Consider the following 24,274-nt stretch of genomic DNA (forward strand, 5'->3'; position numbering starts at 1 on the left):
TTGTTGTTAGCTTGTTTAAAATTACAAAAATATTCGAGATAATTCATTTAACACAAAACGATTAAATCATATAAATAATGTATATTCGAAAAAATAAATCATAACCTAAATGCCAAAATCACTCAAAATCTACATCATTTCTTCAGTTGTTCTCATTTTATTTTTATTGAGTTTAAACCTTATGGGTTTGAATTTAAAAGGAGAATATACCTATCATATTCTTGCTTGGACTTCGATTATCTTCACCTTTTACATCGTTATTAAATTTTGGAAAATTATCTATATCAAAATTTATGGTTTTTTACTTTTTGCTTTAGTTGGATTGAGCATTTTACCAATGGCAATTCCGTTTCTATCTATCGTTAGTTTTTTATTCAATATGAATACAATTCAAACCATTAAAGTAAACGATGAATATAAAATAGTAGTTACGAAAAAAGTTATGGCAATGAAACGTGCTTATATCTATAATTCTGAATCTAAATTTCCTATTTTAGAAAAATCAAACAATATCGCGAGACCAGATTATAGTGATATTGTTTCTGAAACATTAAATATTAATTCTGATGATCCAAAGCTATATGAATACGAAAACGAACCTATTCAGCAAGCTAAACTGATTTCTATAAACAAGGATAGTATTGGAATTGAATATCAAATTCTCAACAAAAAGAAAATTATTTATCATAACCTTAACGAAACTTATGGATATTAAGCGCATTTCGTGATTTATAATCCGTACTTTTGCACTCCGAAAAAAGGATTATAATTATGAAAAGCGTTGTAGAACACAGAAAATTACTTGGAGTTGATAAAAATGTAACTCTAAAAGAGTTGAAAACAATTTACAGAAATACGATGAAAGATGCGCATCCTGATAAATTTATCAACGACGAAGCAGGTAAAATAGAAGCTGAAGAAAAAAGTAAAGTTGTGATCGAAGCATACCACTTTTTAGTAAGTATTAATCCTGAAACGCACGAAAAAAACAAAGAAGAATATACGATTACAACTGCAAAATCTAACATTCATGATTTTTATATGGATGAACAAATTTTGAAAGTAGAACATTTAGATGGAAATCATTACGAGTATTTTGGTGTTCCTAAAAACACGTACATCAAAATGGTAAATTCTGACTCTCCAAGCCGTTTTGCTAGAAGACATATCTATGGAAAATTTACACATAGAAAAGCTGGTGAAGCAATGAAAGATTAATTATCTGAACAATATAAAACCAAAAACCACTTCAATTGAAGTGGTTTTTTTTATGCTTAATATTCTATTGATTAGTTTCCTAAAATATAGTTGAAAATCAATGGCGCTACGATTGTCGCATCAGATTCTATCATATATTTTGGCGTATCAACATCTAATTTACCCCATGTAATTTTCTCATTTGGAACTGCTCCAGAATAAGATCCGTAAGATGTTGTAGAATCAGAAATTTGACAGAAATATGCCCAGAAAGGAACATCTGTCCACTCTAAATCTTGGTACATCATTGGAACAACACAAATTGGGAAATCTCCAGAGATACCACCAGCAATTTGGAAGAAACCTACACCTTTACCATCAGAATTAGCACGATACCACTCTGTTAAGTAAATCATGTATTCAATTCCAGATTTTACTGTAGACGCTTTTAAATTACCTTTGATTACGTTAGACGCAAAAATGTTTCCTGTTGTAGAGTCTTCCCAACCTGGACAAACGATAGGTAAATTTTTCTCAGCTGCAGCAACAATCCAAGAATCTTTCGGATCAATTTCGTAGTATTGCTCTAAAACTCCAGAATTTACAACTTGATATAAAAATTCGTGTGGTAAATAACGCTCACCTTTTTCTTCAGCAGCATGCCAAACATTCTCTAAATGCTCTTGTAAACGACGAAAAGCCTCCTCTTCTGGAATACAAGTATCTGTAACACGATTGAAGTGCGTATCTAACAATTCGCGCTCTTCCTCTGGCGTTAAATCACGGTAATTTGGAATTCTTTTATAGTGTGAATGCGCAACTAAATTCATTACGTCTTCTTCTAAATTTGCTCCTGTACAAGAAATGATGTGCACTTTATCTTGGCGAATCATTTCAGCTAATGAAATTCCTAATTCAGCAGTAGACATTGCTCCACCCAAAGAAATTAACATTTTACCACCTTCTAACAAGTGTTGCTCATATCCTTTTGCAGCGTCAACTAAAGCAGCTGCATTAAAGTGTCTATAGTTATGTTCTATAAACTGACTGATTGGTCCTTTACTCATTTTATTTGTATTTTATTTATTTAAAATTCAATTATTTGTATCCCAAAGTATTCAACACATCTTGATGCGTTTGTTCTTCTGAATATACTTTTGCTTCATAATTTTCGTCAATCAAAATATATTTGGGCTGAGGAATTAAACAGTGATTAATTCCACCAAAACCACTAATATTATCTTGGTAAGCTCCTGTATTAAAGAAACCGATATACAATGGTTTTGCTTGATCATATTTCGGAAGATAAATGGCATTTACATGCTGTTCTGAGTTATAATAATCATCAGAATCACATGTTAAACCTCCTAATAATACACGTTCATACTTATCGTACCAACGGTTAATTGGCAACATTACAAATCGTTTCGAAATTGCCCAAGCATCTGGCAAAGTTGTCATAAAAGAAGAATCGATCATATCCCAATACTCTTTATCATTTTGTTTCTTTTGATAAAGAATTTTGTAGACTACTCCTCCACTTTCTCCAACTGTAAACGAACCAAATTCTGTAAAAATATTTGGAACAGCAATTCCTTCTTCATCACAAATCATTTTAATTTGCAACAAGATTTCTTTCGCCATGTATTCGTAATCATATTCGAAATTCAACGAATTTTTGATTGGGAATCCACCACCAATATTCAAACTATCTAATTCTGGACAAACTTTTTTAAGGTTTACATAAACTCTCAAACATTTTGTCAACTCATTCCAATAATATGAATTGTCTTTAATTCCTGTATTGATAAAGAAATGAAGCATTTTCAGTTTAATGCGTTCATTTGGTTTTACCATTGTTTGATAAAACGGTACAATATCCTTGTACCCAATTCCTAAACGAGAGGTATAAAACTCAAATTTTGGCTCTTCTTCAGATGCAATACGAATTCCGATTTCAAAATCACCTTCAATTGCTTCTGAAAACAAATCAACTTCTTCGTAATTATCAATCACTGTGATTGTTTTACGATGTCCGCTATTTACCAAACGAGCAATATTTTCTACATATTCCTCACGCTTGAAACCGTTACAAACAACATACTGATCGTCTGTAATCAAACCTTCTCCAATCAAATTTTCGACAATATTAATGTCAAATGCAGAAGATGTCTCAATGTGAATATCGTTTTTTAATGCTTCACCTAAAATGTGACGAAAGTGAGAACTTTTTGTACAATAACAATAATTGTAAGTTCCCTCATAGTTTAACTCTTCACGCGCTTTTTCGAACCAACCTTTCGCTTTCTGAATGTTTTGCGAAATTTTAGGCAAATATGTGAATTTTAATGGTGTTCCATGTTCTTCGACCAAAGCTTTTAGGTCAATTCCATTAAATTTTAAGTACTCTCCATCTAATTCAAATTCATCTTGTGGAAAGTCAAATGATTGCGTGATTAAATCTATGTATTTAGTTTTCATTATGCTTTATAAATGTTACGTGTGTTTAATAATTCTAAAAATTTTGCAAAAAAATTAGGGTATTACAGACGTATCGCATAATATACATTGCGAAGCAATAAGGGGAAAGAATAATTCTTAAATTCGTTTCTATTCATTAAAACTACTGCGTTAAAGCTCTTTCTATTCTCAACGCTTTCGAATAAAAGGTTAAAACTCATCAACTTTTTTTATTAAAAAAATTATAAAAATACTTGTCGCAAATATAAGTTTTTTAATTCTGTTAAAAAGATAAAATAATATTAAAATTTAGCTTTACAGAACTGATGTTTTATGATGTAAAACAAATATTCAACAATTATTCAAAAATTTATTTTTTCTTTAAGGTTTAGCAAGGTTAAATATTGTATTTTTGAAATCGTTTTGAACGTAAATTATGGGTAAAATTATTGCTATTGCTAACCAAAAAGGTGGTGTTGGTAAAACGACAACTTCGTTAAACCTTGCCGCTTCATTAGGTGTTTTAGAGAAAAAAGTTTTATTAATTGACGCAGATCCGCAAGCAAATGCAACATCTGGTTTGGGTTTTGATTTGGATGAAATCGAAGCTGGAACCTATGAAGTATTGGAAAATGAAGTGCTTGCGAGCAAAGCTATTTTACAATCAGAATCGCCAAACCTAGACTTGATGCCTGCTCATTTAGATTTAGTTGCTGCCGAGATTGAGATTGTAGATTACGAGAACCGCGAATACATGTTAAAAAACGCGCTATCAGAAATCAAAGATCAATATGATTATATTATTATAGATTGCGCGCCTTCACTTGGTTTAATTACTTTGAATGCGCTTACAGCTGCAGATTCTGTGATTATTCCTATTCAGTGCGAATATTTTGCATTAGAAGGTTTAGGAAAATTATTAAATACGATAAAAGGAATTCAACAACATCACAACAAAGAACTGGATATTGAAGGTTTATTGTTGACGATGTATGATTCGCGTTTACGCCTTTCTAATCAAGTATTAGACGAAGTGAACAATCATTTTCCGCAAATGGTTTTCAAAACAATTATTACTCGAAATGTACGTTTGTCAGAAGCACCAAGTTTTGGCGAAACAATTATTCAGTACGACGCAGCAAGTAAAGGTGCAGAAAATTACTTAAATTTAGCGCGTGAATTTTTAATTAACAACAACGATACAGTTTAAATAAAATGGCAAAGCCAAACAAAAATAATCGCTTAGGACGTGGATTATCTGCTCTATTAAAGGATGAACCAACTGTAAAAACAGCACAAGATGAAGGTGCAAAGAAATTGGTTGGAAACATTTTGGAAATAGATTTAGAAAAAATCACCGCGAATCCTTGGCAGCCACGAACTAATTTCGATAAAAAAGCTTTAGAGGAATTGGTTTCGTCTATTCAAACATTAGGCGTTATTCAACCGATTACGATTCGTAAAAAACCAACTGGTGAATATGAATTGATTTCTGGTGAAAGACGTTTTCGCGCTTCACAATTAGCTGGTAAAAAAACAATTCCAGCTTATGTACGTTTAGCAAATGACCAAGAAATGCTGGAAATGGCATTGGTCGAAAATATTCAGCGTCAAGATTTAGATGCGATCGAGATTGCGCTTTCTTACCAACAATTGATTGATGAAATCAAGTTAACACAAGAAGAATTAAGTAAACGTGTTGGGAAAGACAGAACGTCTATTACCAATTATTTGCGTTTATTAAAATTAGACCCAATTATCCAAACAGGAATTCGTGACGGAATGATTTCAATGGGACACGGTCGCGCTTTGATGGCTATTGATGATACTGATTTACAATTTGATATTTACGAAAAAATTGTCAAAAACAATTTATCTGTTCGCGATACAGAACGTTTAATCAAATCGATAAAAGAAGGTAAACCTGAGAAAAAAGCAACAAATGAATTACCTTCTCAGTACAAAGAAGCATTAAGTTCTATTTCAAATTCATTGAATACGAAAGTTGAAATAAAACGTGCAAATAATGGAAAAGGTAAAATAATTTTGAATTTTACTTCTGATGATGAGTTTGAACGATTAAGAAAATTTTTAAATGAAAATTAAAGCATTCTTACTTGGATTAACGATCTCTTCGACGTTTGCTTTCGGTCAAGTTAAAACGGACTCTTTAGTCGTTGTCGAAAATAATGCTATTGTAAACGATACAATGAGCGTAACTAAAGAAGCATTAATGGAGAAAAGTCCAATTAGAGCCTCTTTGTATTCGGCTATTTTACCTGGTGCTGGACAATTGTATAACAAAAAATGGTTAAAAGCACCTATTGCGCTTGGTTTAGTAGGTACAGGAACAGGTTTCACGATTTATTACAATAATTTGTACAAAAAATACCGAAAAGCTTATATTGCGGTAAGAGAAGGAACACCAAACGAATTCACAGGAATTTTATCTGCGGAGCAATTGGCAGTTATTCAAGATGATTACAAACGCAAACGCGATTATAGTGTCGCTTTAACTGCATTAGCTTATTTATTAAATATTGTAGATGCTACTGTTGATGCGCATTTATTCACAGTTCGTAATGACACAGAAATGTCATTCAAACCAACAGTCATTCAAGATGAAATGACATTAGAGCCAGTTTTAGGATTGGCATTTAACTTAAAATTTTAGAAATTACAGATGAAAATTGCATTAATAGGATACGGAAAAATGGGAAAAGCCATTGAAGAAATTTTAATTCAACGCGGACACGAAGTTGTACTTAAAATATCTCGTACTCCACTTGCGGAAGAATTAAATAATGTTGAAGTTGCAATAGAATTTTCGAGACCAGAATTCGCTTACGACAACCTTAAAGTATTACTTGAAAATAAAATCGCAACAATTTGTGGAACAACAGGATGGTTAGATAAACAAGAAGAAATTAATCATTTAGCAATTTCAAATAACACCGCTTTTTTATATGCTTCTAACTTTAGTTTGGGCGTTAATTTATTCTTCGAATTAAATTCTATTTTAGCTCGAATGATGAATAAATATCGTAACGAATACCAAATTAATCTAGAAGAAATTCATCATACACAAAAGCTTGATGCACCTTCTGGAACAGCGATTACAATTGCAGAAGGAATTATTGACAATTCAACATATAATTCTTGGTCGATGGACGAAAAAGCAAAAGACATTATTCCAGTTGAAGCAAAAAGAATCGAGGATGTTCCCGGAACACATATCGTACAATATAACTCTGATGTAGATACTATTGAGATTTCTCATACGGCGCATTCTCGCAAAGGTTTTGCCTTAGGTGCCGTGATTGCTGCGGAATGGATTTGGAATAAACAAGGTGTTTTCACAATGAAAGATGTACTTGAACTGAACTAAATTAAAATACTAAATATCAAAAACTTATGCATGTACTAATTTACTGGTTAATTGGTTTTATTATTGCCAATATAATCTTTGGAGCTGCAACTTGGAAATTATATAAAAATGCTGGAAAGCAAGCAATTCAAGCTTATATTCCTTTTCTAAATATCTGGAAAGGTTTAGAAATTATCCATCGTCCAAAATGGTGGATTATTCTATTTTATTTGCCAATTGTTGGTCCTATTTTTTGGTTAGTATTCTTTGTTGATTTAGGAGATTCTTACGGAAAAATTGAAACAAAAGACAAAGTCATTATGGTTTTGACTTTAGGTTTATACATTTTTGCGGTTAATTATTCTGATAATCCAAAATATTTAGGTCCAGAAAAACGCAAACCAACATTTGTTTCTTCCTTAATTTTTGCCCTTGTTTTAGCAACTTTGGTTCATAACTGGTTTATTCAACCAATGATTGTTCCAACAGGATCGATGGAAAATACAATCAAAATTGGTGATGCTTTATTTGTAGAAAAAGTAAGTCATGGAGCGCGTGTTCCTATGACACCAATCGGAATTCCATTCTCAGAATTTATTTACCGAGATGGTTTTATCGACAAAGCTCGCCTACCTTATATGCGTATTCCAGGTTGGAGAGATTTAAAATCGAATGATATTGTTGTCTTCAACTATCCTACAGATTCTATTTACAATGCGATCGATCGTAAAGATGCTTATGTAAAACGTTTAGTTGGTTTACCAGGAGAAACTGTACAGATTCGTAATGGAGTTTTATATGTAAACGATAAAAAATTCATTCCGAAAAAAGATGCACAAGTTCAGCATGCTTATACAGTTGTTGTAAAAACTCCTTTCAGTGATAAATTATTATACGATAATTTCGGAATCATAAGTACAGATTATAATGCTGCAAAACAAGGTGACGGAACATTTATTTATCAATTTGCAGCTTTGACTGATGCTCATGTTACAGCAATGAAATCTAATGCAAATGTAGTTTCTGTTGAACCTATTTTACAACCTGTAGGTGAAAAAACGGAACATATTGTAAATGGAAAAATTGATAGTACAAACACTATTTTTCCAGTAAACAAAAACTGGAATCCTGATCAATACGGACCTTTATACATTCCGAAAAAAGGTGATGTAGTTGATGTTAACAAAGAGACTTTAGCGCAATATATTAACATTATTCGTCGCTATGAAAACAATACATTAAGAGTTGATTCTACAAACGGTAAGTTTGATGTATTTATCAATGATCAAAAAACAAATAAATACGAAATCAAACAAAATTACTATTTTATGGTTGGTGATAACAGAAATCAATCATTAGATGCACGTTTCTTTGGTTATGTTGGAGAAGATCATATTATTGGTCGTCCAATTATGATTTGGGCAAATATGAACGGAATGTTCGAGCCTGCTGCTCCTAAGAAATTTATTTGGAATCGTTTCTTTACATCAATTAATAATGATAATCCTGACAAAACTTCTTACGGAATTTATGTTCTAATTGCCTTAATTGGTTGGATTGGATATGATATTGTAAAAGCTCGTAAAGAGAAAAAGAAGAACAAATATTAATAAAAAGAGTGATTAAAATCCTCTAAATTATAAAATTAACAACACTATAAATGTGCATTATAAGCTACTTGTAATGCACATTTCCATATAAAATAATAGAATGAAAAATACGTTTGCAGCTTTTTATTTTGGACCGATTGATTACTATGCAGAAATGGTAAAAAGCCAAACTTTGGATATCGAAGTTCAAGAAAATTTTCAAAAGCAAACTTACCGTAACCGCATGTATATTTTGGGCGCAAATGGTAAATTAATGTTGAATATTCCAATTTTACACAACGGAACACGTTTGTTCAAAGATTTGCAACCTTCTTATGAATATGATTGGCAAAAAGAACACATCAAATCGTTAAAATCAGCTTATCAAAGTTCTCCATATTTTGAATATTATGAAGATGAAATTATTCCAATTTTAGAACAAAAAGAGAAATTTCTTTTAGATTTTAATCTAAAAACAATTGATTTCATCAACAAGAAATTAAGCTTAGATTTGGATATTTCTAAAACTGAAACCTATCAAGATCTGAATCCTGAAAATGATTTCAGAAATCAATTTTCTGCTAAAAAAGCACCTCAATATAACTTACCAGAATATGCACAAGTTTTTGATGATAAATTTGAGTTTATAGAAGGTTTGAGTATCTTAGATTTACTTTTTAGCGAAGGACCAAGTGCCGCAGTATATTTAAAAAACTTAATAAAATAACAACATGAGAAAATTATTTATTGCTTTAGGATTTGCCTTTACATTAGGGTTTGCTCAAGCACAAACAACAGAGGTACCAAAAGAAAAATGGTATCATGCAGGTGTAGAACAAACAGGTGTTTATGGTGTAAATACTGATCAAGCTTTACAATTCTTAAAAGACAACAAAAGAAAAGCTAATACAATTATTGTAGGAGTTTTAGACAGTGGTGTTGAAAATTTCCACGAAGATTTGAAAGCAAATATGTGGTCAAATCCAAAAGAAATTCCAGGAAACGGAATCGATGATGACAAAAATGGTTACATTGATGACGTACATGGATGGTCTTTTTTAGGAACAGCAAAAGGAATCAATTACAATGATGATACCACTGAATTAACACGTGTTTACAAAGCTTTATCATCTAAATACGCAACTTTCGATCAAAAGAAAAATCATGAAGCTATTGTAAAAAATCCTACTGAATATGCTGAATTTCAAAAAATTGAAAAAGAATATTTAAGCGCTGTAGGAAAAGCAAAATATAACCAACAAGTTGCTCAATCTAAATTGAATGCAGTTGAAGGTGGTGTAAATAAAATGGTTCTTGAATTTGGAGATACTAAATTAACTAAAGATATTTTAAAAAATTACCAACCAACAGATTCTCAAATCTTAGAAGCTTTATGGATTTTTGGTGAATTGAAAGAAGAGCAATGGGTTGGGAAAACGATGAAAGAAGTTTCGAATACCTATTTAGGAGCTGCTCGTCGTGCTGCGAAGGGAGATGCTTTATCTTCTCACTTAAATTTAGATTTGGTTGATCGTAAAGATGTTGACAATCCAAATGATAAGAAAGAGCGTTTTTATGGAAACGGAGATTCTAACGGACCTGAGTCTTCTCACGGAACTCACGTTGCTGGAATTATCGGTGCTGTAAGAGGAAATAATATCGGTTCTGAAGGAACGACTGGAGGAAATAATGTAAAAATTATGTCGGTTCGTACAGTTCCAAATGGAGACGAACGCGATAAAGATGTTGCAAATGCAATTTACTACGCAGTTGACAATGGAGCAAAAATCTTGAATATGTCTTTCGGAAAACCTTATTCTCCTGATGCAGATTTAGTTTGGGATGCGTTCAAATATGCTTCTGATAAAGGTGTTTTAATCGTTAAAGCGGCTGGAAATAGCAACGAAGATATTGATGTTCATGTACATTATCCAACTAATTTCAGAAATGGAAATGTTGTTTCTAAATCTGTTCTTACGGTTGGTGCTTCTACTAAAGATCCAAATGCTTTAAAAGCTCGTTTCTCTAACTATGGTAAAAAATCGGTAGATGTTTTTGGACCAGGACAAGAGATTTATGCAACATATCCAGGGGTTGATCAATATCGTTTCTTAAACGGAACTTCTATGGCTTCACCTGCTGTTGCTGGTGTTGCAGCATTGGTTTGGTCACATTATCCAAAATTAACTGCAGAAGATATTCGTAATATCTTAATGGAAACAGTTAATAAAAATGAGCAATTAAAAGAGATTTCTGTTGCTGGAGGTGTTGTAGATTCTTACAAAGCTGTACAAAAAGCTGAAGAAATTTACAAACAACGTAAATTGAAATAATTTTAAATTTAACACAACATTATAAAAAGGCTTCAAATTTTGGAGCCTTTTTTGCGTTTAAACTCGAGATAATTTTAGATGTAACAATTTCGGTTGTTTCTCGACATATAGATAAATCAATTATGAAAAAATTCTTATTAAGTATATCAGTTGCCATGTTTGTTGGTGTGGCATCGTTCGCACAAGAAACGACAACTGCTCTACCATTGCCTAAAGTTGATCAAAAATATTGGCAACACGAATCTTTCGAAGAAAGTGGTGTTTATGGTGTAAATACTCAAAAAGCTTTACAATTTTTAGAATCAAAAAAACGTAAACCTTCACAGTTAATTGTTGGTGTTTTAGATTCTGGAGTTGAGATTACTCATCCAGATTTAAAAGATAATATTTGGACAAACACCAAAGAAATTGCTGGAAATGGAATTGATGATGACAAGAATGGTTATGTTGATGATATTCACGGTTGGAATTTTATTGGAGGAAAAGATGGTAAAAATGTTGATGGAGATACATTAGAGTTAACACGTCTTTTTGTAAAATACCGCGATTTATTCGAAAAAAGTAAAGATGCAGCTTCTAACAAAACAAAATTCCCAAAAGAATTTGAAGAATATCAAAAAATAAAACCTGAGTTCGAAAATAAATTAGCCGAAGCAAAACAAAATGCAGCGCAATATGTGCAGATGAATGATATTTTCTCAGTTGCATTTCCTGCTTTGATTAAAGAATGGGGCGAAAAAGAGTTGAATGAAAAAAATATGATGTCTTTTAAACCTCTTTCTAAAGAAGCACAACAAGGGATGATTATTTTTGGTATGGTTCCGAAAGAAGCTTGGGAAGGAAAATCAATGAAAGATTTCTTAACAGAAGTTGGAAATGAAATTTCAGAAGGAACAAAATATTACAAAGAACAAGTTGAAATTAACTTGAATACAGAATTAGATCCTCGTCCAATTGTTGGTGATAATTATGCTGATAAATCAGAACGCTTTTACGGAAATAATGATGTAGATGGTCCTGATTCTATGCACGGAACACACGTTTCTGGAATTATTGCAGCAAAATCTGGTAACGGAATTGGAATGGATGGAATCGCTGGAAATGGTTATGTAAAAATCATGTCAGTTCGTACAGTTCCAAATGGAGACGAACGCGATAAAGATGTTGCGAATGCCATTCGTTATGCAGCAGATAATGGAGCAAAAATCTTAAATATGTCTTTTGGAAAAGCTTATTCTCCAGATAAACAAATTGTTTGGGATGCATTTAAATATGCTGAGAAAAAAGGTCTTTTATTGATTAAAGCTGCAGGAAATGAAAACGTAAATATTGATGACGAAATTCACTTCCCTACCGTTTATGATGACAAAGGTGTAGAAGTTTCTAAAAACGTAATTACAGTTGGAGCAAATACAATGGATAATGACAATTTAAGAGCAAGTTTCTCTAATTTTGGTAAAAAGTCTGTAGATGTTTTTGCGCCAGGAAATGAAATATATTCTACTGTTCCTAATAAAGATGGGGAATACAAAAATGAAAGCGGAACTTCTATGGCTTCTCCAGTTGTAGCAGGAGTTGCGGCTTTGGTTTGGGCACATTATCCTAAATTAACTGCAACAGATATCAAACAAATATTGTTAGAATCTGTCAACAAAAATCCTGCTTTAACAGATATTTCTGTAACAGGCGGTGTTGTTGATGCGTACAAAGCTGTTCAATTAGCAGAAAAAATGTATGTTGCTAAAAAATTGAAGTAAGGAAATCTTAATATCACCATTTCTTATAGTATTTAAGTAACAAAATAAACTTGGGTTAGATTCTATTTTTTTAGAGTCTAACCTTTTTTTGTATAAGATATTTCTTATACAGATTGAATAAAAATTGTCAGTTCGATTGATTTTTAGGGAAAATTATTAGTGAATCATTTATTTAAAATCATAATTTCTCCTCGCCCATTTTTTACTTGGTTCAATCCATTCATCAAGAGCTTTATAAAGAAAACCATGTTTTAAGCCATTATTTAATTCAATTTCTTTGAAATGATTGATTTTATTGGTTGAATTTTCTTTACGTTTTATAGCTGAAACACCAAAGACATCAGACTTCTCGTAAATGGTTAAAACATTTCCAGAAAATTTTATATCAGGCATTTCTTCTAAATCACTTTCTTGAAACGAACCAATAAATACATAGTTGATTTGAGGATTATTTTTAAAAGTTGATACATATTGCGCTATGTAACCACCTTTCGAAGTTCCTACAACCGTAATATGATTAGGTTTAACACCTGTATTAATCAAACTATCAATTTGATTAACAACCTTTTTTGCATATTTTATTCCGTCTGTTTTCGGCTTTCTTTTCTCACTAATCACAATAAAACCGTCTTTCTTGAATGAATTCAAAACTTTAGAATACTCAATTTTAGTTTTATAGACTGTATCATAATCTCCATCGTTATGCGTTTCTAAATATTTATTATGGAGAAAAAAGATATAATCTTGATCCTTTACATTTTTTGATATTTTATGTTGCGAACAACTCATTAAACCAATTATGAGAATCAATAAATATTTCATTAATAATTTTTTAAATCAATCAAATATAACCAAAAAACCCTCACTAAAAAGTGAAGGTTTTTTCTATATTCTAAATTCGTAAATCTAAATTCAAACTTATACTTACCAGTTCATCAAAACAGACCCCCATGTAAATCCTGCTCCAAAAGCAGTCATCATTACTAAGTCACCTTTTTTGATTTTACCTTCTTGTTTTGCTTCACTCAATGCAATCGGAATAGATGCTGCCGTAGTATTTCCGTAACGCATAATGTTGTTATAAACTTTCTCATCTGGTAATCCCAATTGTTTTTGTACAAATTGAGAAATACGCAAATTCGCCTGATGCGGAATAAATAAATCTAAATCTTCTGGCTTTTTATTCGCAGCCGATAAAGCTTCGATAATTGATTCTGGAAAACGAGTTACCGCATGCTTGAAAACATAGTTTCCATTCATATATGGATAAATCTCTTTTTTAGTTAACGTATTACCTTCTTTCAATAATTCATCCGACCAACCTGTTTTTGTTCCTGGGAAAGTAACTGCTAACTCTTCGGCAAATTCTCCTTCTGAATGTAAATTAGTCGATAAAATTCCACGTCCTTCTTCTTCCGATGCAGAAACAATTACTGCTCCTGCTCCATCTCCAAAAATTACTGAAACGCCACGACCTTCATCCGACATATCCAATCCGAATGAGTGCACTTCTGCTCCAATCACCAAAATATTTTTGTAAACTCCTGCTTTTATAAAAGCATCAGCCGTTGATAACGCATATACAAAGCCAGAACACTGGTTACGAATATCCATTGCCCCAATTGTACGACAACCTAACTCTTTTTGCACCAATACACCATTTCCAGGAAAATAATAATCGGGAGATAAAGTCGCAAATAATATAAAATCAATATCTTGAGCAGTGATTCCTGCATCTTCTAACGCATTTTTAGCCGCAATAACTCCCAAATCTGTAGACGAAATCTTAGAACCTGGCTCGATATGTCTTCTTTCGACAATCCCTGTACGTTCCTGAATCCATTCGTCATTGGTATCCATCACTTCAGCTAAATCAAAGTTTGTAACAACTCTTTCGGGAACATAATGCCCAACACCTGTAATAATAGAGTGTATCATGTGATTATGGTTTACTTTTCAATTGAAGCAAAGATATTAAATGATAAGCATTCTTTAAAACAAATGCGTCTTTTTGACAATAAATTATTTAGAAAATCTTGTTTTAAATATTCCGTTCATAATGATAGAAAGTACCATTACCCCTGTAGCAATATAAAATATAGGATTCATATGTTCTGAATTTCCAAAAATAAGACTTGCCAAAATGATGCCATAAACTGGTTCTAAATTTACGTTCAACATCAACGTAAAAGCACTAACATGTTTCAGCAAATCAACTGATTCTATTTGTGCAAAAGCTGTAAAAATGACACCAAGCAAAGTCAACCATCCTAAGTTTGACCAACTTATATTTACAACTTCAGAAATAGCTTCTGGCTGAAAAAGAATCATTACCATCGAAAGTGTGATCACTCCACCAATCATTTCGTATAAAGTAACTTTAGTTGGTTTGATTGACTTTGGTAATCTCGAATTAAGCACTGCAAACAATGCCGATAGAAAACTACACAAAATACCAATGATAATTCCCAATTTATAATCTTCTGGTGATGCATTAAAAATAACAGCTACACAAGTGGAAACGATTATAGCAAGAATTATTTCGAGCAGATTAATTTTTCGTTTAAAAAAAATAGGTTCTAAAATCGCACTAAAAAGTGCGCCCATCGACAACGTACTCAACGCAATTGAGATATTAGAAAGTTTAATCGACAAATAAAATGTAAACCAATGTATTCCTACAATTCCACCGATAGCAAGTAATCTCAACAATTCGTTTCTAGTTACTTTGAAATCCATTTTTCTGAATTTCATATATATAAAAACAGCAATAGCCCCAATAAGAACACGATACCAAACCATTGGCAACGCACTCATTGTAACTAATTTTCCGAAAACTCCTGTAAATCCCCAAAGAAGTACGAGAAACTGCAACCGAAGTTGAACTTTTGAAATCATTCTAAGTCTTTTTCGCAAAAGTAAAGTTTAATTCTATATTGTTAAAACGATTTGATTGATTTAATCTTTAATCTGTAAATAATTTTGTATAAGTTCTAATGTTAAATTAACATCAAATAATTATTACTCAAACTTTAATTGTTATTCTTAGTTGTATTTTCGAAACTTCAAAATTAATCGATGGATTTTAGTATTTTTTTACAACCAGATGCATTAGTTGCATTATTTACATTAACAATGTTAGAAATCGTTTTAGGAATTGATAATATTGTTTTTATTTCTATTTTGTCAGGAAAATTGCCTGCACATCAACAAAAGAAAGCACAACAGCTTGGTTTATTTTTAGCCATGTTTACACGTGTGATCCTTTTATTCTCATTAAGTTGGGTCATGAGTCTTACCACTCCTCTATTCAATATTGGCGAATGGATTGGCATTACTTCAACCGAATGGTTAGAAAAATTAGCAATCTCTGGTCGAGATTTGATTTTATTAATCGGAGGATTATTCTTGATTTATAAATCGACTGTAGAAATTCACCACAAAATAGAAGGTGTTGAAGAAACTGGAGGAAAAGTGAAAGTCCATTCTTTTGCAGGAACTATCGTACAAATCTTAATTTTAGATATTGTTTTCTCATTAGATTCTGTAATTACAGCAGTTGGTATGGCAGAACATATTGAAGTTATGATTGCGGCTGTAATTATTGCTGTTGCAGTTATGATGCTTTCAGCAAGTGCGGTTTCTAAATTTGTGAACGATCATCCAACGGTTAAAATGTTGGCTTTATCATTCTTATTATTAATCGGCGTTTCGTTATTAGCAGAAGGGTTTGATCAACACATTTCGAAAGGATACATTTATTTTGCCATGGGCTTCTCTGTTTTAGTCGAATTCTTGAATTTGAAAATGAAGAAAAAACATTCGAATCCAGGAATTGTTCGAAATATGGTTGGTGATGCAGAAGAACAAAACAAAAATATATAATACAAAAAAGAGTTTTTTTCAAAACTCTTTTTTTATTTATTCTCTAAAATAGTTTCGTTTTCAGCTTCAACTTTCTTTTCATATTTTTTTCGGATATATTCTGCAGCCAATGTTACGGCTACTCCACCAATTATTCCATATATTGAACGTTTTCCTAAAAATTTAGCTACCGTTACTCCCGTTGTAGCGGCTGTTGTTAATAAACCTATTTTAGTTCCTTTCTCCGTTTGATTTTTTGTTAATGCATCTAAAATTTTCATAGCTTTTTATGTTTAGTCTTAGAAATACTTACAATTATCAAACCATTTTTATTTAATAAAATTTTCTACCAATTCTTTTGGACGACCTACTACTCCACTTTTTTCATCTGTCACTATTGGACGTTGAATCAATTTTGGATATTCAACCAAAGCATTCAAAACTTCATCATCAGAAAGTTCTTTTCCTTTAAAATTTATTTTCCAATCTTCTTCATTTGTCCTTACTATATCAATTGGTTTTAGATTTAGTCTTGTTAAAATAGTTCTCAATTCATCTTTCGTCAAAGGCTCTTTCAAATATTCTCTTATTTCAAAATCTTTTCCAGACTCTTCCAAAACCTTTACTGCATCTCTACTTTTTCCGCAACGCGAATTATGTAATATTGTGTACATAAATACTCTTTTAGAAATTAAATATAGTTCAAAAAAAAGAATCCTTATATAAGGATTCTTTTTTTATTTTATTTTTACATTAACAGCCATAAGACCTTTTTTTCCTTTTTCAATATCAAAAGTAACTTGATCATTTTCAATTACTTTGTCAATTAATCCAGAAACATGTACAAAAACATCTTCACCTCCGTTTGCGTTAGAGATAAAACCAAAACCTTTTGATTCGTTGAAGAATTTTACTGTTCCTTCTTGCATAGTTGTATATTTAATTAATTTATTTTTTTGATATTTGAATTGCTCTGAATCCTTTTTCAGACATTTCTTTTTTGAACTGCACTTGATCTCCTACTTTAAGTAATTCTTTAGATTCTTTGAAGTGGAAGAAGATTTTATCGTTAGAAGTTGCTACTTTAATAAAACCAAAACCTTTTGAATCGTTGTAGATATCAACCATACCTTCTATAAAAACATCTCTGTTATCAGATTCTAATCTTTTATTATTCAGCAAATCGGCTTCTTTGTCTTGTAAATGAGGTGGTACATCTGTAAAATTACCAAGTACATCAACATAGACAATCATATCTTCTAATGATTTTCCTTTGTTGTTATTCTCTTTTCTGTTCTCTCTTTTGTTTAATTTCTCTAATTTTTTTAAAGCTTTCTTTTTGCTATTTTCTTTTTTAGATGTAGAATCTGCCATAAATGTTTGTATAGATTTTTTATTATTAATACTGATAAAACCTAAGAAAACATGAATTAATTATCCAACAACATTTATATTATAATGTAGTAAAACTTACAAGTATACGTTTTAGAAAACAGAAGTTAAAATTATATTGACTAGGTCAATTAGTGAATTAAAAAAAGTAAAATAAAGAATACAATTGTAAACTATTAAGACAAAATATCTTCTTAAGTACGTTGCAAAGGTAATAAGTTTTAATGAATTAAATGGTATTAATTCCTAGAGAATTCGATATGACAAAAAAGTTCTAACCTAATTGTGATTAGAACTTTGATCTTATTATGATTGATATCGTTAAAATTGATAAATAAACGTATTGATATTCATACCTGCACCAACAGATGCAAATAATACTACATCGCCTTCGTTTATTTGGTGATTTTCCAAATCATTATCCATAATCATTTTCAAAAGAATTGGAATTGTTGCCACACTACTATTGCCAAGTTTATGAATATTCATTGGCATAATATTTTTTGGCACGTCAAGATCATATAAACTATAAAAGCGTTTTACAATTGCTTCGTCCATTTTTTCATTAGCTTGATGAATCACTATTTTACTGATATCGTCAATGTTATATGTACTATCATCAACACATTTTTTCATTGCTAAAGGTACTTTGGATAAAGCAAACTCATAGATTTTTCGACCATACATTTTGATGTATTTGGTATTCGGACATTTTTCTGAATTATATGATTTTCCAAAAAACAGATAATCTTTTTCTTCGTTTGCATAAGAGGCAGATAAATGGGCTTGTATCCCTTTATTGTTTTCAGAAGCTTCTAGTATTACAGCTCCAGCGCCATCTGCATAAATCATCGTATCTCGGTCGTGTTCATCGACAACTCTCGAAAGCGTTTCTGCACCAATTACCAAACATCTTTTTGCTAATACAGCTTTCATAAATGCATTGGCTTGTATAACACCTTCTACCCAACCAGGACAACCAAAAATAACATCGTAAGCAACACAATAAGGATTCTGAATTTTCAATAAATTTTTTACTCTTGCAGCAAGACTTGGCACCATATCAGACTGAATCGTATCGTGTTTTACATCTCCAAAATTGTGCGCGAATATAATATAATCAATAGTTTCGGCATCGATATTTGCATTTGTGATAGCCGCAGCCGCAGCCATATAACCTAAGTCTGATGTTACTTGATCTTTTCTAGCATATCGACGCTCTTCTATTCCTGTTATTTGTTTTAATTTATGGGAAATAGTAGTATTATTTTGATCTAAAATTTCTCCTTGTTCATTAAAAAATTGATGTTCTTCAAAAAAATGATTTGATATTTTTTCAGTTGGAATATATTTTCCTATTCCTATAAAGTGATTTGTCATATATATTTTAGATAACAGAGTTAGAATCTGCTATCGGATACAATCTCGGGATAACTTTAAGAACTATTGCTATAAAGTTACATTTTTAACTTAAACTTTATATTTATACCAAAATTATATCTTATAAAATATTAAATTAATAAATTTCATGATGATAATTTTTCAATGTCTCTTAGATATATATATAAATAATATGAAATAAACATTTATATTTCAGAACTACTATTCATGTAATTCTAAATTATTAGAATATAAGTGTAAATGTAGATATAAACACTTAATATCGTTATTTTTCAATATATTTAATCAAATTAAAAAATTATGAAAAAGCTATTTTTATTCTTCAGCGTTTCTCTCCTATTTTTTGCTTGTACAACCAATCAATCCACACAAAATTCAGTGCCGAATAAAGATGAGAATTCATTAAAATTCGAGCCGAATGAAGATGGCGATTATGATATTGTTGTATTTGATCCTCAATATGATATTTATTTAAAAACAACTGCATTACCCAAAGAATATTATTCAAAAGAATATTACGAACAAAAAAATCGCCAATATGTAATGATTTGGAATCAACGACATATGCAACCAATGACATATAATCCAGATTTGTATGCAGTAAGTATAGATTTAGATCCTTCTGTTGACTATGGTTATGATTTTGAATACAAATTATTTAACTTTTTTCGATTTATTGAACATAAATATCGTGTCAGAATTAGATAATATCGTTTATTTTTGCAAGCTAATTTTAGAAAGATGAACGATTTTTCAATCAAAATATACAATCAAATCATTGAAGCAATTCCAGATTTTACAGGGCTTCACAAAAAAGATACCGAATTATTAGAATTCCATATCGAGAATGAATACAAATCGACTTTTGGTGATCTTTATATTCAGACTTCGGATGATGATAAGATTTGGATCAAATCTTCTTTTCCTTTTACAACTTACGAAGTAGATTCTGTTGAGGAACTTTTGTATATTTTGGAAGGTTTGTTGTTCAACCAATTATTCTGGGTAATTAGTTATGATGATGGTGATTGGGACGATACTTTTTTGATGCTGAAAGACCAAGAAATTAAAACGGAAGACGGTTTTACTTATAAAATTCTTTCTTGGAACGGAAAAGATGATAAAGTGATTAATGCTTAACCTCGTGTTCATAAAATCCCCTATTTTTATACATTTGCAATTATGTTTAACAACGAATTACTAAAAGACATCCAAAAACGTACACAAGATTTGCACGAATATTTGGAAATCGAACAAAAAGAAATCGAAGTTCAAAATGAAGAAGAGCATGCTGCTTCACCTGAATTTTGGAACAACCCGAAAGAAGCCGAAGCTTTTATGAAAGTTTTGCGTGGTAAAAAGAAATGGATCGATGAATACCAAACGATTGCAAATGCAGTAAATGATGTCGAAGTTTTAGTAGAATTTAACCGCGAAGGTGAAGTTAGTGACGAAGAAGTTATGGAACAATATAATGTTGTTGCCAAGCTTTTAGAAGATATAGAATTCAAGAATATGCTTTCAGAAGAAGGAGATAATCTTGGTGCAATTCTTCAAATTACTGCGGGAGCTGGAGGTACAGAATCTTGTGATTGGGCTTCTATGTTGATGCGTATGTATTTGATGTGGGCCGAAAAACATGGATATAAAGTAAAAGAATTAAACTATCAAGCGGGTGATGTTGCGGGTGTAAAAACGGTAACATTAGAAGTGGATGGCGAGTTTGCTTTCGGTTATCTGAAAGGAGAAAATGGTGTACATCGTTTGGTGCGTATTTCGCCTTTTGATAGTAATGCAAAGCGTCACACAAGTTTCGTTTCGGTTTATGTTTCGCCAATTGTAGATGATACAATCGAGATTGAAATCAATCCTGCAGATATCGAATTGCAAACGTCTCGTTCTGGAGGAGCTGGAGGACAAAATGTAAATAAGGTTGAAACAAAAGTTCAGTTAACACACAAACCTACAGGAATTGTGGTTGTTTGTCAGGTTGAACGTTCTCAGTTAGCCAATCGCGAACGTGCAATGGAGATGTTAAAATCTGAATTGTACAAGATTGAGTTAGAGAAAAAAATGGCTGCACGTAATGAGATTGAGGCAAATAAGATGAAAATCGAATGGGGTTCTCAAATTCGTAATTATGTGATGCATCCATACAAATTGGTAAAAGACGTCAGAACAGGAACTGAAACAGGTAATGTGGATGCTGTAATGAACGGTGATATAGACGAATTCTTGAAATCGTTCCTAATGTTAATGGGACAAAAAGAAACGTCAAAATAGTTTTATCCTAAATTTCTTTCATGAAAATATTAATCGGAGGTGCTGGAGAAGTTGGTTTTCATTTGGCTAAATTACTTTCTAATGAAATGAACGACATCGTCATCATGGACATGGACAAGGACAAATTGTTGATGATCGAAAACTCGTTGGATGTAATGGCTTATCGTGGTGATATCACTTCTTTCAAGGCTTTGCGCGAAGTTGGAATTGATGATACAGATATTTTTATATCAGTCACTCATCTTCAGAACACAAACCTTACAAGTGCTTCGATTGCAAAAGATTTAGGAGCAAAACGCACATTAGCTCGCATTTCGAATCCTGAGTTTCTTTACAAAGAAAATCAATTTTGGGTTCAAGGAATGGGAATTGATGCGTTAATTAGTCCTGAGAAATTAGCGGCTGATGAGATTTATTCTCTTGTTCAACAATCTGCTTTCAATGCGATGCATCCCTTTGCAAATGGTCAACTTTTTATGGTTGGAACTGTTTTGGATGCAGATTGCAAGATTTTGGACAAGCAATACAAAGACATGTATTTGACGACAAAAGGTGGCGATGACAATCTTTTGATGCCAATTGCAATTATCCGTAGCAACGAACGTGGCGAGTATCAAACCATTATTCCTGAAGCCGAAACTGAATTTAGAATAGACGATCACGTTTATTTTATTGTCAAAAAAGCGGGGATTTTAGAAGTTTATAAAATCCTTGGAAAGAAACAAGAATATTTCAAAAATGTAATTGTTTTGGGAGGTGGAAGTATTGGTGTCAAAGTTGCCAAACTTTTAAAAGATAACAAACATAATGTTAAGTTATTAGAAATCAATCGAAACAAAGCTTTTGATTTAGCTGATGATTTGAATAACATTTTGATTATCAATGGTGATGGTCGAGATGGAGAATTGTTATTGGAAGAAGGTATTTCTGATTCAGATGCTTTTATCGCTGTGACAGGAAGTTCGGAAACTAATATTATGTCATGTCTTTTAGCAAAATCAAAAGGTGTTAAAAAAACAATTGCTTTGGTCGAAAATATCGACTATATTCATCTTAGTCAAGAAGTTGGAATTAATGCTTTTATCAATAAAAAACTCTTAACCGCAGATAGTATTTTCCGTTATATTAGACAAGGTTCTGTGATGGATGTAACAGGAATTTCTGATTTAGATGCCGAAGTTTTAGAATTCCGTATTCACGAAAATTCTGAAATAGCATATAAAAAAGTGAGCGATTTTCCGTTTAAAGAAGGTGCAATTATTGCTGGAATTGTTCGTAGAAATGATGGATTTATTCCAACCAAAGATTTCATTATCGAACCAAAAGATCATGTTGTTGTTTTTAGTCAAGCGAATTTAATTCCAAAAGTGACCAAATATTTTAAATAATGAAATCACTTAACATCAAAGTAATCCTGAATCTTTCGGGTGTTTTATTATTATTGAATGCGCTCTTTATGTTTATTGCAACATGTGTCAGCATTTATTTTAATGATCATCTACTCTACCCTTTTTTAGTTTCGGGGAGTTTAGTAGGATTGTCGGGAGCTGCAATGATGTATTTTACGCGTGACAGAAGAAAACACATCAACAAACGCGAAGGTTATATCGTGGTTTGTGTCGGATGGCTTTTCTTGATTCTTTCAGGATGTTTGCCATATGTTACGTCGTTAATATTTTTACCAAACGATCATATCATCAATGAAAATTTCAGTTTTGTGAACATTGTTTATGAAACCGTTTCTGGCTACACAGCTACTGGAACATCGATTTATGATGATGTGGAAAGTCTCCCAAAAAGTATATTGTTTTGGCGAAGTACAACCAATTGGATTGGTGGTATGGGAATTATCGTTTTGACAATTGCGATTTTACCTTTTCTTGGAATTGGTGGTCGACAGCTTTTTATGGCAGAAGCGCCTGGAATTTATACGGATAAAATTCACCCTCGAATTACAGAAACAGCGAAAAACCTTTGGTTAGTTTATTTAGGCTTAACTGCTTTTTTTGCAATGTTACTTTATTTTGGTGGAATGAATTTATTTGATGCTGCAAATCATTCGATGAGTGTGATTGCCACGGCTGGTTTCTCTACTAAGAATGAAGGTTTAATGTATTGGAATAACAATGTTTTTATTCAATATATATTAATCGTCATGATGTTTTTGGGCGGAACAAACTTCGCTTTGATTTATTTATTGATTAAAGGACAATTCAAAAAAGTATGGAAAAATGAGGAGTTTCGCTGGTGGGTTGGCTTACTTGCTGTCGTTACATTTATCGTTTTTGTCGTATTATTTTTCAATATTTACCCTAGTTATTCCGTCGAAACCTATTCGTGGTTCAACTTCGAACATTCATTCAGAAGCTCATTATTCCACGTTGTATCTATCGCATCTACAACCGCTTTGGCGATGGAAAATTACACAAGTTGGTTAACCGTAACCACACTTATTTTCTTCTCTTTGTTCTTTATCGGAGGTTCGGCAGGTTCTACATCTGGAGGAATTACAGTTATTAGACACGTCATTTTATTAAAAAATAGCTGGATCGAATTTAAACGAATCCTACATACAAACGCAATTATTCCAGTTCGTTACAACAATCGTTCGCTAAATCAATCTATTGTTTT

Annotated in this window: 26 protein-coding genes; 16 read left to right on the plus strand and 10 right to left on the minus strand. The window is 31.8% G+C overall.

The window, feature by feature from the left end:
- The first annotated feature begins 181 nt into the window (after nucleotides 1-181).
- Together N5D46_RS00815 and N5D46_RS00820 are read left to right on the plus strand one after the other, a co-directional pair.
- Nucleotides 182-715 (plus strand): hypothetical protein, encoded by a 534-nt coding sequence (locus N5D46_RS00815; protein WP_280048935.1) that lies wholly within the window; start codon nucleotides 182-184, stop codon nucleotides 713-715.
- A gap of 56 nt (nucleotides 716-771) precedes the next feature.
- Entirely contained in the window at nucleotides 772-1,218 is a 447-nt protein-coding gene (locus N5D46_RS00820) for a KTSC domain-containing protein (protein ID WP_038330588.1), read from the plus strand.
- A gap of 71 nt (nucleotides 1,219-1,289) precedes the next feature.
- Here the strand turns inward: N5D46_RS00820 and N5D46_RS00825 are convergent, their stop codons facing one another.
- Both N5D46_RS00825 and N5D46_RS00830 read right to left on the minus strand, forming a co-directional pair.
- Nucleotides 1,290-2,264 carry a deoxyhypusine synthase family protein gene (locus tag N5D46_RS00825; RefSeq protein ID WP_038330586.1) on the minus strand — a complete coding sequence of 325 codons (975 nt, stop codon included), beginning with the start codon at nucleotides 2,262-2,264 and terminating at the stop codon, nucleotides 1,290-1,292.
- 31 nt (nucleotides 2,265-2,295) lie between these two features.
- Nucleotides 2,296-3,678: a decarboxylase gene (locus N5D46_RS00830; RefSeq protein WP_038330584.1), complete on the minus strand. Its 1,383-nt coding sequence runs from the start codon at nucleotides 3,676-3,678 to the stop codon at nucleotides 2,296-2,298.
- A 415-nt stretch (nucleotides 3,679-4,093) separates the two neighbouring features.
- On the opposite strand from N5D46_RS00830, the gene N5D46_RS00835 reads away from it, so the two are divergent.
- The 8 genes from N5D46_RS00835 (at nucleotide 4,094) to N5D46_RS00870 (ending at nucleotide 12,703) form a co-directional block, all read left to right on the plus strand.
- Complete coding sequence (locus N5D46_RS00835; protein ID WP_038330582.1) at nucleotides 4,094-4,867, plus strand: AAA family ATPase; 774 nt, start codon at nucleotides 4,094-4,096, stop codon at nucleotides 4,865-4,867.
- Nucleotides 4,868-4,872: 5 nt separating this feature from the next.
- Nucleotides 4,873-5,763 carry a ParB/RepB/Spo0J family partition protein gene (locus N5D46_RS00840; RefSeq protein ID WP_038330580.1) on the plus strand — a complete coding sequence of 297 codons (891 nt, stop codon included), beginning with the start codon at nucleotides 4,873-4,875 and terminating at the stop codon, nucleotides 5,761-5,763.
- Nucleotides 5,753-6,331, plus strand: coding sequence for a DUF5683 domain-containing protein (locus N5D46_RS00845; RefSeq protein WP_115000384.1), 579 nt, complete (start codon nucleotides 5,753-5,755; stop codon nucleotides 6,329-6,331). Before N5D46_RS00840 ends, N5D46_RS00845 begins: the two co-directional genes overlap by 11 nt.
- A 9-nt stretch (nucleotides 6,332-6,340) precedes the next feature.
- Nucleotides 6,341-7,045 (plus strand): 4-hydroxy-tetrahydrodipicolinate reductase, encoded by a 705-nt coding sequence (gene dapB / locus N5D46_RS00850; protein WP_115000386.1) that lies wholly within the window; start codon nucleotides 6,341-6,343, stop codon nucleotides 7,043-7,045.
- 26 nt (nucleotides 7,046-7,071) lie between these two features.
- On the plus strand, nucleotides 7,072-8,634 hold the full coding sequence (lepB, locus tag N5D46_RS00855; RefSeq protein ID WP_038330574.1) for a signal peptidase I: 1,563 nt from the start codon (nucleotides 7,072-7,074) through the stop codon (nucleotides 8,632-8,634).
- A 100-nt stretch (nucleotides 8,635-8,734) separates the two neighbouring features.
- Entirely contained in the window at nucleotides 8,735-9,340 is a 606-nt protein-coding gene (locus N5D46_RS00860; protein ID WP_038330572.1) for a WbqC family protein, read from the plus strand.
- A gap of 4 nt (nucleotides 9,341-9,344) precedes the next feature.
- Nucleotides 9,345-10,946 carry a S8 family serine peptidase gene (locus N5D46_RS00865; protein WP_038330569.1) on the plus strand — a complete coding sequence of 534 codons (1,602 nt, stop codon included), beginning with the start codon at nucleotides 9,345-9,347 and terminating at the stop codon, nucleotides 10,944-10,946.
- Between the two features lie 122 nt (nucleotides 10,947-11,068).
- Nucleotides 11,069-12,703 carry a S8 family peptidase gene (locus N5D46_RS00870; RefSeq protein WP_125350058.1) on the plus strand — a complete coding sequence of 545 codons (1,635 nt, stop codon included), beginning with the start codon at nucleotides 11,069-11,071 and terminating at the stop codon, nucleotides 12,701-12,703.
- A gap of 168 nt (nucleotides 12,704-12,871) precedes the next feature.
- Here the strand turns inward: N5D46_RS00870 and N5D46_RS00875 are convergent, their stop codons facing one another.
- The 3 genes from N5D46_RS00875 to N5D46_RS00885 form a co-directional block, all read right to left on the minus strand.
- Complete coding sequence (locus N5D46_RS00875) at nucleotides 12,872-13,525, minus strand: alpha/beta hydrolase (protein WP_125350057.1); 654 nt, start codon at nucleotides 13,523-13,525, stop codon at nucleotides 12,872-12,874.
- Between the two features lie 102 nt (nucleotides 13,526-13,627).
- Nucleotides 13,628-14,641, minus strand: a complete 1,014-nt coding sequence (locus N5D46_RS00880) for a beta-ketoacyl-ACP synthase III (protein ID WP_038331461.1) — start codon at nucleotides 14,639-14,641, stop codon at nucleotides 13,628-13,630.
- 84 nt (nucleotides 14,642-14,725) lie between these two features.
- Nucleotides 14,726-15,601, minus strand: coding sequence for an EamA family transporter (locus tag N5D46_RS00885; protein WP_280048936.1), 876 nt, complete (start codon nucleotides 15,599-15,601; stop codon nucleotides 14,726-14,728).
- Between the two features lie 180 nt (nucleotides 15,602-15,781).
- Between N5D46_RS00885 and N5D46_RS00890 the strand changes: the two genes are divergently transcribed.
- Nucleotides 15,782-16,588: a TerC family protein gene (locus tag N5D46_RS00890; RefSeq protein ID WP_125350055.1), complete on the plus strand. Its 807-nt coding sequence runs from the start codon at nucleotides 15,782-15,784 to the stop codon at nucleotides 16,586-16,588.
- A gap of 32 nt (nucleotides 16,589-16,620) precedes the next feature.
- On the opposite strand, the gene N5D46_RS00895 is transcribed toward N5D46_RS00890, so the two are convergent.
- The 5 genes from N5D46_RS00895 to N5D46_RS00915 all read right to left on the minus strand — a co-directional run bounded on the left by N5D46_RS00895 (nucleotide 16,621) and on the right by N5D46_RS00915 (nucleotide 19,339).
- A complete protein-coding gene (locus N5D46_RS00895; protein ID WP_125350054.1) occupies nucleotides 16,621-16,848 on the minus strand; it encodes a hypothetical protein in 228 nt (75 codons plus the stop codon).
- Nucleotides 16,849-16,896: 48 nt separating this feature from the next.
- Nucleotides 16,897-17,241: an arsenate reductase family protein gene (locus N5D46_RS00900; RefSeq protein WP_125350053.1), complete on the minus strand. Its 345-nt coding sequence runs from the start codon at nucleotides 17,239-17,241 to the stop codon at nucleotides 16,897-16,899.
- Nucleotides 17,242-17,304: 63 nt separating this feature from the next.
- Nucleotides 17,305-17,496: a cold shock domain-containing protein gene (locus N5D46_RS00905; RefSeq protein ID WP_280048937.1), complete on the minus strand. Its 192-nt coding sequence runs from the start codon at nucleotides 17,494-17,496 to the stop codon at nucleotides 17,305-17,307.
- A gap of 19 nt (nucleotides 17,497-17,515) precedes the next feature.
- Nucleotides 17,516-17,941: a cold shock domain-containing protein gene (locus tag N5D46_RS00910; protein ID WP_115000942.1), complete on the minus strand. Its 426-nt coding sequence runs from the start codon at nucleotides 17,939-17,941 to the stop codon at nucleotides 17,516-17,518.
- A 339-nt stretch (nucleotides 17,942-18,280) separates the two neighbouring features.
- The gene (locus N5D46_RS00915; RefSeq protein WP_280048938.1) at nucleotides 18,281-19,339 is read right to left on the minus strand and encodes a ketoacyl-ACP synthase III; all 1,059 of its coding nucleotides are present in this window, start codon (nucleotides 19,337-19,339) and stop codon (nucleotides 18,281-18,283) included.
- 321 nt (nucleotides 19,340-19,660) lie between these two features.
- On the opposite strand from N5D46_RS00915, the gene N5D46_RS00920 reads away from it, so the two are divergent.
- From N5D46_RS00920 to N5D46_RS00940, 5 genes are all read left to right on the plus strand, one after another.
- Entirely contained in the window at nucleotides 19,661-20,068 is a 408-nt protein-coding gene (locus tag N5D46_RS00920) for a DUF6146 family protein (RefSeq protein WP_038335835.1), read from the plus strand.
- Between the two features lie 33 nt (nucleotides 20,069-20,101).
- A complete protein-coding gene (locus tag N5D46_RS00925) occupies nucleotides 20,102-20,500 on the plus strand; it encodes a hypothetical protein (protein WP_038335837.1) in 399 nt (132 codons plus the stop codon).
- A 42-nt stretch (nucleotides 20,501-20,542) separates the two neighbouring features.
- Nucleotides 20,543-21,643 carry a peptide chain release factor 2 gene (prfB, locus tag N5D46_RS00930; protein WP_280048939.1) on the plus strand — a complete coding sequence of 367 codons (1,101 nt, stop codon included), beginning with the start codon at nucleotides 20,543-20,545 and terminating at the stop codon, nucleotides 21,641-21,643.
- 20 nt (nucleotides 21,644-21,663) lie between these two features.
- Nucleotides 21,664-23,031 (plus strand): Trk system potassium transporter TrkA, encoded by a 1,368-nt coding sequence (gene trkA / locus N5D46_RS00935; protein ID WP_280048940.1) that lies wholly within the window; start codon nucleotides 21,664-21,666, stop codon nucleotides 23,029-23,031.
- On the plus strand, nucleotides 23,031-24,274 hold a 1,244-nt coding region (locus tag N5D46_RS00940; protein WP_280048941.1), incomplete at its 3' end, for a TrkH family potassium uptake protein. The genes trkA and N5D46_RS00940, both read left to right, overlap by 1 nt.

The organism is Empedobacter sp. GD03865 (assembly GCF_029840775.1).
In the GTDB taxonomy this organism is placed as follows: Bacteria; Bacteroidota; Bacteroidia; order Flavobacteriales; family Weeksellaceae; genus Empedobacter; species Empedobacter falsenii_B.

Excerpts from the sequence above, each read along its gene's own strand:
- N5D46_RS00895 (WP_125350054.1), bottom strand. The coding sequence starts at position 16,848 with ATGAAAATTTTAGATGCATTAACAAAAAATCAAACGGAGAAAGGAACT.
- N5D46_RS00905 (WP_280048937.1), bottom strand. The coding sequence starts at position 17,496 with ATGCAAGAAGGAACAGTAAAATTCTTCAACGAATCAAAAGGTTTTGGT.
- N5D46_RS00830 (WP_038330584.1), bottom strand. The coding sequence starts at position 3,678 with ATGAAAACTAAATACATAGATTTAATCACGCAATCATTTGACTTTCCA.
- N5D46_RS00890 (WP_125350055.1), top strand. The coding sequence starts at position 15,782 with ATGGATTTTAGTATTTTTTTACAACCAGATGCATTAGTTGCATTATTT.
- N5D46_RS00920 (WP_038335835.1), top strand. The coding sequence starts at position 19,661 with ATGAAAAAGCTATTTTTATTCTTCAGCGTTTCTCTCCTATTTTTTGCT.
- N5D46_RS00815 (WP_280048935.1), top strand. The coding sequence starts at position 182 with ATGGGTTTGAATTTAAAAGGAGAATATACCTATCATATTCTTGCTTGG.
- N5D46_RS00875 (WP_125350057.1), bottom strand. The coding sequence starts at position 13,525 with ATGAAATATTTATTGATTCTCATAATTGGTTTAATGAGTTGTTCGCAA.
- N5D46_RS00865 (WP_038330569.1), top strand. The coding sequence starts at position 9,345 with ATGAGAAAATTATTTATTGCTTTAGGATTTGCCTTTACATTAGGGTTT.
- N5D46_RS00925 (WP_038335837.1), top strand. The coding sequence starts at position 20,102 with ATGAACGATTTTTCAATCAAAATATACAATCAAATCATTGAAGCAATT.
- N5D46_RS00885 (WP_280048936.1), bottom strand. The coding sequence starts at position 15,601 with ATGATTTCAAAAGTTCAACTTCGGTTGCAGTTTCTCGTACTTCTTTGG.
- dapB (WP_115000386.1), top strand. The coding sequence starts at position 6,341 with ATGAAAATTGCATTAATAGGATACGGAAAAATGGGAAAAGCCATTGAA.
- N5D46_RS00870 (WP_125350058.1), top strand. The coding sequence starts at position 11,069 with ATGAAAAAATTCTTATTAAGTATATCAGTTGCCATGTTTGTTGGTGTG.
- N5D46_RS00915 (WP_280048938.1), bottom strand. The coding sequence starts at position 19,339 with ATGACAAATCACTTTATAGGAATAGGAAAATATATTCCAACTGAAAAA.
- prfB (WP_280048939.1), top strand. The coding sequence starts at position 20,543 with ATGTTTAACAACGAATTACTAAAAGACATCCAAAAACGTACACAAGAT.
- N5D46_RS00835 (WP_038330582.1), top strand. The coding sequence starts at position 4,094 with ATGGGTAAAATTATTGCTATTGCTAACCAAAAAGGTGGTGTTGGTAAA.
- lepB (WP_038330574.1), top strand. The coding sequence starts at position 7,072 with ATGCATGTACTAATTTACTGGTTAATTGGTTTTATTATTGCCAATATA.
- N5D46_RS00910 (WP_115000942.1), bottom strand. The coding sequence starts at position 17,941 with ATGGCAGATTCTACATCTAAAAAAGAAAATAGCAAAAAGAAAGCTTTA.
- N5D46_RS00825 (WP_038330586.1), bottom strand. The coding sequence starts at position 2,264 with ATGAGTAAAGGACCAATCAGTCAGTTTATAGAACATAACTATAGACAC.
- trkA (WP_280048940.1), top strand. The coding sequence starts at position 21,664 with ATGAAAATATTAATCGGAGGTGCTGGAGAAGTTGGTTTTCATTTGGCT.
- N5D46_RS00820 (WP_038330588.1), top strand. The coding sequence starts at position 772 with ATGAAAAGCGTTGTAGAACACAGAAAATTACTTGGAGTTGATAAAAAT.
- N5D46_RS00845 (WP_115000384.1), top strand. The coding sequence starts at position 5,753 with ATGAAAATTAAAGCATTCTTACTTGGATTAACGATCTCTTCGACGTTT.
- N5D46_RS00860 (WP_038330572.1), top strand. The coding sequence starts at position 8,735 with ATGAAAAATACGTTTGCAGCTTTTTATTTTGGACCGATTGATTACTAT.
- N5D46_RS00840 (WP_038330580.1), top strand. The coding sequence starts at position 4,873 with ATGGCAAAGCCAAACAAAAATAATCGCTTAGGACGTGGATTATCTGCT.
- N5D46_RS00880 (WP_038331461.1), bottom strand. The coding sequence starts at position 14,641 with ATGATACACTCTATTATTACAGGTGTTGGGCATTATGTTCCCGAAAGA.
- N5D46_RS00900 (WP_125350053.1), bottom strand. The coding sequence starts at position 17,241 with ATGTACACAATATTACATAATTCGCGTTGCGGAAAAAGTAGAGATGCA.